Origin of the sequence: Micromonospora sp. NPDC047753, assembly GCF_040642735.1 — a bacterium.
In the GTDB taxonomy this organism is placed as follows: Bacteria; Actinomycetota; Actinomycetes; order Mycobacteriales; family Micromonosporaceae; genus Micromonospora.
This window is the reverse complement of sequence record NZ_JBEYSL010000474.1, coordinates 1-5,229: the sequence shown is the minus strand read 5'-3', so window position 1 is coordinate 5,229 and position 5,229 is coordinate 1. Positions and strand designations below refer to the sequence as shown.

The following is a 5,229-nucleotide window of genomic DNA, read 5'->3' as shown; positions in this document are numbered from 1 at the left end:
TGGCCTTCGCCGTCCTGGTGACGATCGGCCTGTGCTGGGCGGTGTTCGGTGGTTGGGCAGTGACTCGACGGACTCCGCTGTTCGCCCGGGATCGGGTGGTCGCCGGCTGGCTCGGCGTCGGAGCCTGGCTGGCATTCAGCGTTGGCGCGCTGATCATCAGCCTGCTGCGACACGAACTGGAGCCGGCGCTGCTGGGCGTTGTGCTCCTGCTCGGCGCGGTGGCGGCCCTGAACCTGCGGGCGGCCCGTCGGGCGCGTGCGGCGCTGCTGCGCCGCAGGAGCGTGCTGGCCGGACCGGCGACTGGCTGCAGGTGAACGGCGGCATCCCCGTCCGGTTCTGCCACGGGCAGATCCGCTGCCGGCGAACGGGGGTGCCCTTCGCCGGCCGATGCCAGCAGGGTGGAGCGCATGAGACTGCTGGTGCTGGGTGGTACGGGATTCGTGGGCGGGGCCACCGTCGCCGAGGCGCTACGCCGCGGCTGGTCGGTGACGGTGTTCAACCGGGGGCTGCACGGCACGGTGCCGTCCGGCGTACACCGGTTGCGGGGTGACCGCACCGCGCCGGACGGTCTGGCGGCGCTCGCCGGTGGCGAGTGGGACGTCGCCGTGGACACCTGGGACGGTGCGCCGAGGGCCGCCGGAGACGCCGCCCGCGCCCTGGTCAACACGGTCGGCCATTACGTGTACGTGTCCAGCGGCTCGGTCTACACCGACCACGCCGCGGCGGGGTTGCACGAGGACTCCCCGGTGGTGGACGCCGACCCGGGCTCCGTCGACGGCGACTACCCGCAGCTCAAGGCCGGTGCCGAGCGTGCCGTGCGGGAGGTGTTCGGTGGGCGTGCGCTGGTCGCGCGGGCCGGCCTGATCCTGGGCCCGGGCGAGGACATCGGCCGGCTGCCCTGGTGGCTACGGCGCGTCGAGCGGGGCGGGGACGTACTCGCCCCCGCCCCGCCCGACCTGCCGGTGCAGTACGTCGACGTCCGCGACCTGGCGGGGTGGATGCTCGAGGCGGGCACCCGGAAGGTGGGCGGCACGTTCAACGCGGTCGGCCGTCCGACGCAGACCACGATGGGCGAGCTGCTCGACGCGTGCGTGGCCGCGACCGGTGTCGACGCCCGGTTGCGGTGGACCGATCCGGCGTCGATCCTCGCCGCCGGGGTGCAGCCGTGGAGCGACCTGCCGATCTGGCTGCCGCGCGGCCACCCGTCCCGGGGGTTGCTGGAGCGGGACGTCACGCGGGCACTGGCCGCCGGCTTGACTTGCCGGCCGGTGGCCGAGACCGTCGGCGACACCTGGCGGTGGCTGCGCGAGGTCGGTGCGGTTCCGCCGCGCGCCGGGCGACCGCAGCGCAGCTCGATCGGGTTGGATCCGACCCTGGAGGCCGCCGTGCTCGCCGGCTGACCGTGCCTCGGCGGGTCAGGCGGGCACCACCGGCAGGTCCAGCACCTCGGCGACACCACGTCGGGGGGTCGGTCGACCCGGCTGGCCGTACCCGATCCGCAGCACCATCTGCGGTGTGCCGAACCGGCCCAGCGCCAGCCGCAGTTGCTCCCGCGCCGTGGGCACCTCGATCGGCTGGGAGAGCATCGACACGCTGAGCCCGGCGTCCGTGGCGGTGAGCAGCAGGCGTTGCAGGGCCTGCCCGGCGATCACCTGGTCCACTGCGGTGTTGCCCGCCGAGCCCAGCACCCCCACCAGGGGTTCCGGTTCGAAGTCGCGCCCGGGGGCGCGGTCACGCCCACCGTAGCCGCGCGTCGGGAGGACGTCCTGCGGCTCGCCTCGCGGACCTCCGGCGGAGCTGGGCACGCCGTCCGGGGTGGACTCCCGGCGTAGCCACCGTTCCCGTTCGGCCCGGTACGCGGGGTCGCGCTCCAGCACCCGGTGCGCGCTGCGCGCGATCTCGCCGAACGCGGAGACCGCGCTCACCCCGATCAGCAGCTCCAACCAGCACTGCTCGGCACGGGCGGCCTCGCCGAGGCGCCAGCGGGCGTCGCCCGGCACCGGGTCCGGCCAGAACGGCAGACGGTTGCTGAACCGGCGCGGGATGGCCCCGTGCAGGCTCTGCTCGGCGGGGGTGGGCCGGCGCGGGAGGTCCGGTACCAGCCGGGCCAGCAGGTCCGGCTCGGCCGGGTCGGGGCGCAGCCGCACCCGGGCCGGGACCCCGGCCACGGCCAGGGCGATCCGCAGGTTGAACAACGCCGCGCCGCAGGCGATCCGGACACCCCACCCGCTCGGGTCGGTCGCCGGCAGCCGGCGGGCCGGGTCGGCCAGCACCTCGATGCCGCCGTCGCGCAGCCGTAGCCGCCACGGTTGGGTGTTGTGCAACGACGGTGCCCGGACCGCGTCCACGGCGGCGGTCCGCAACTGGGCGGCGGTGTAGCCGATGTCCATGTCGGTGCTCCTCTCCCGCTGGGCCGGCGGCGGGTGGTGCCGCTGTGCTGGCGTACCTCCACGGTCCGTCGTTCGGTGCTCGCCCAGCAGGGCCGGACGTCCCGACCAGTCGGGTCCGAGCGCCCGCTCGCTTCGCGCCGATCGGGACCTTCGGCCCGTGCGCTGGGCCACGGGCAGCGGGTAGAAACGAGGGATGATCCGGGTTTTCCTCCTCGACGACCATGAGGTCGTCCGCCGTGGCCTGGCCGACCTGCTGCAGAGCGGCGGCGACATAGAGGTGGTCGGCGAGTCCGGCTCGGCGCAGGAGGCGGCCCGCCGCATCCCGGCGCTGCGGCCCGACGTGGCGATCCTCGACGCGCGGCTGCCGGACGGCAACGGCATCGACGTGTGCCGTGACGTCCGCGCCGTCGACTCGTCCATCAAGGGGCTGATCCTCACCTCGTACGAGGACGACGAGGCGCTGTTCGCAGCCATCATGGCCGGTGCCGCCGGGTATGTGCTCAAGCAGATCCGTGGCACCGACCTGGTCGACGCGGTGCGTCGCGTCGCGGCCGGGCAGTCGCTGCTCGACCCGGCGATCACCACCCGGGTGCTGGAGCGCATCCGCAACGGCGTCGAGCAGCCGCGCGAGCTGAAGTCGCTCACCGAGCAGGAGCGGCGGATCCTGGAGTACGTGGCCGAGGGGCTGACCAACCGGGAGATCGCCGGTCGGATGTTCCTGGCGGAGAAGACGGTGAAGAACTACGTCTCCAGCGTGCTGGCCAAGCTGGGCCTGGAGCGCCGCACGCAGGCCGCCGTTCTGGCCACGCGTCTGCTCGGCAAGGCGCCCTGACCCGGGTCGCGGGAGTCAGTCGCACAGCGGCACGGCCCAGCACACCTCGGTGCCGCGCGACTCGGCCGCGGTGACCGTGAAGGTGCCGTCGAGGCGGCTGGCGCGTTCGCGCAGGTTGACCAGGCCACCCCGGGCGGCGGCCGGGTCGCAGCCCACCCCGTTGTCGGTGACCGTCACGGTGACCTGGCCGGAGTCGACGCGTACGGCGACGTCGACGCGGGTGCACTGCGCGTGGCGGACCACGTTCGACAGCGCCTCGCGCAGCACGGCGGTGAGGTCCGGGCGGATGGCGTCCGGCACGGCGCTGTCCACCGGCCCGGAAAGCTCCAGGTGCGGCCTGAAGCCCAGCGCTTCGGCGGCGGCCTCGACCGCCGCACGGATCTCGGTGCGCAGCTCCGAGGTCATCGGCGTACGCAGCTCGAAGATCGTCCGCCGGATGTCGCGGATGGTGGCGTCGAGATCGTCGACCGCCGCGTTGATCCGTTTGGCCACCTCCGGGCGGGCCATCGGTGCGGCGCTCTGCAGTTGCAGGCCGGTGGCGAAGAGTCGTTGGATCACCACGTCGTGCAGGTCGCGGGCGATCCGCTCGCGGTCCTCCAGGACCACCAGCAGTTCCCGTTCCTCCTGGCCGCGCGCCCGTTCCATGGCCAGCGCGGCCTGCCCGGCGAAGCTGCCCAGCAGCGTCAGGTCCTCCTCGCTGGCGCCACCGCCGCGCTCCGGGCGGTGCGCCACGATCAGCACGCCGTGCAGGGCCTCTGCGGTGGTGAGTGGCGAGATCATCGCCGGGCCGGTGTGCAGCAGCGCCGGCCACGGCGCGGCGTGCGCCAGGTCGTCCACCTGGTCGTGCCGGCCCTCGGCGACAGCCGCGCCGAAGCTGGTGTCGGCGGCGGGCAGGACCGTGCCGACGAGCGCGTGGGCCTGCTCGTCGGGGCCGTCGACCACCTCCACGGAGAACTGCTCGGTGTCGGTGTCGTAGAGCAGCACCAGCGCCAGCTCGGCCTCGGCGACCTCGCGGGCTCGGCGGGCGACCAACGCCAACGCGTCGGTACGGCGTACCTCGCCCAGCAGCACCGTGGTGATCTCGGCGGTGGCGGCGAGCCAGCGTTCCCGCCGGTGCGCCAGGGCGTACAGGCGGGCGTTCTCGATGGCCACGCCGGCGGCGGCGGCGAGCGCGACGACGATCTCCTCGTCGTCCTCGGTGAACTGGGCACCGCCCTGCTTCTCCGCCAGGTAGAGGTTGCCGAAGATCTGGTCGCGGATGAGGACCGGCACGCCCAGGAAGCTGTGCATGGGCGGGTGGTTGGCCGGGAACCCGTAGGAGCGGGGGTGCTGGGTGATGTCGGGCATCCGCAGCGGCCGGGGATCGTCGATGAGCAGGCCGAGCACGCCCCGCCCGTGCGGCAGGTCGCCGATCTGCTCGTGCTGCTCGGGCGTGATGCCGTGGACGATGAAGTCGTGCAGCAGCCGGTCCGGGCCGACCACGCCGAGCGCGCCGTACCGGGCGCCGACCAACTCGCAGGCCGCCTGCACGATGCGTTGCAGGGTGGTGCGCAGATCCAGGTTGGTGCCGATGCCGACCACCGCGTCGAGCAGGGCTCGCAGGCGCTCCCGGCTGGTCACCACCTCACCGACCCGGACCAGCATCTCCTGCAACAGCTCGTCGAGACGGACCCGCGACAGCGGGCTCAGCCCGAGCGACGGTGCCGCCGTTGGTTCCGGACGGGGCGGCGGCACGCTGCTGGTCACCGAGGCATGGTAGCGCCGGTGCCGCTCGTCGCCAGACCCGTCAACGGACCGCGGAGGTGTCGACCACCTGTGCGGTGGTCAACCGCGGCGTGTGCGGCGGACCCGCCTGCGTCGGGTCCGCGATGCCCAACCGCAACGCGATGTACGGGAAGCCGATCCCGGAGAGCAGACCCTGCTCGCCGCCGCCGGAACGGGCGCCAAGGTGGTCGCCGCAGGCTGCATGGCCGAGCGGTACGGCCGTGAGTTGGCCGACAGCCTGCC

General features: G+C 73.9%; 5 protein-coding genes and 1 pseudogene. 3 read left to right on the top strand and 3 right to left on the bottom strand.

What is annotated here, in order from left to right; genetic code table 11:
- Together ABZ749_RS28810 and ABZ749_RS28805 are read left to right on the top strand one after the other, a co-directional pair.
- Positions 1 to 314, top strand: a 314-nt coding sequence (locus ABZ749_RS28810; protein WP_357233288.1) for a hypothetical protein, incomplete at its 5' end; no start/stop codon positions are given.
- Positions 315 to 407: 93 nt separating this feature from the next.
- Entirely contained in the window at positions 408 to 1,400 is a 993-nt protein-coding gene (locus ABZ749_RS28805) for an NAD-dependent epimerase/dehydratase family protein (protein ID WP_357233286.1), read from the top strand.
- 15 nt (positions 1,401 to 1,415) lie between these two features.
- On the opposite strand, the gene ABZ749_RS28800 is transcribed toward ABZ749_RS28805, so the two are convergent.
- Positions 1,416 to 2,390 carry a nitroreductase gene (locus tag ABZ749_RS28800; protein ID WP_357233284.1) on the bottom strand — a complete coding sequence of 325 codons (975 nt, stop codon included), beginning with the start codon at positions 2,388 to 2,390 and terminating at the stop codon, positions 1,416 to 1,418.
- Positions 2,391 to 2,583: 193 nt separating this feature from the next.
- Here ABZ749_RS28800 and ABZ749_RS28795 point away from each other — a divergent pair, with 193 nt between their 5' ends.
- Entirely contained in the window at positions 2,584 to 3,222 is a 639-nt protein-coding gene (locus tag ABZ749_RS28795) for a response regulator transcription factor (protein WP_355576846.1), read from the top strand.
- Between the two features lie 15 nt (positions 3,223 to 3,237).
- Here ABZ749_RS28795 and ABZ749_RS28790 read toward each other — a convergent pair whose 3' ends face one another.
- On the bottom strand, positions 3,238 to 4,866 hold the full coding sequence (locus ABZ749_RS28790; protein ID WP_357233290.1) for a GAF domain-containing sensor histidine kinase: 1,629 nt from the start codon (positions 4,864 to 4,866) through the stop codon (positions 3,238 to 3,240).
- A gap of 142 nt (positions 4,867 to 5,008) precedes the next feature.
- Positions 5,009 to 5,229 (bottom strand): annotated as a pseudogene (locus tag ABZ749_RS28785) (hypothetical protein); the annotation flags it as partial.

Coding starts and splice junctions, on each gene's coding strand:
- ABZ749_RS28805 (WP_357233286.1), top strand. CDS start 408: ATGAGACTGCTGGTGCTGGGTGGTACGGGATTCGTGGGCGGGGCCACC.
- ABZ749_RS28795 (WP_355576846.1), top strand. CDS start 2,584: ATGATCCGGGTTTTCCTCCTCGACGACCATGAGGTCGTCCGCCGTGGC.
- ABZ749_RS28790 (WP_357233290.1), bottom strand. CDS start 4,866: ATGCTGGTCCGGGTCGGTGAGGTGGTGACCAGCCGGGAGCGCCTGCGA.
- ABZ749_RS28800 (WP_357233284.1), bottom strand. CDS start 2,390: ATGGACATCGGCTACACCGCCGCCCAGTTGCGGACCGCCGCCGTGGAC.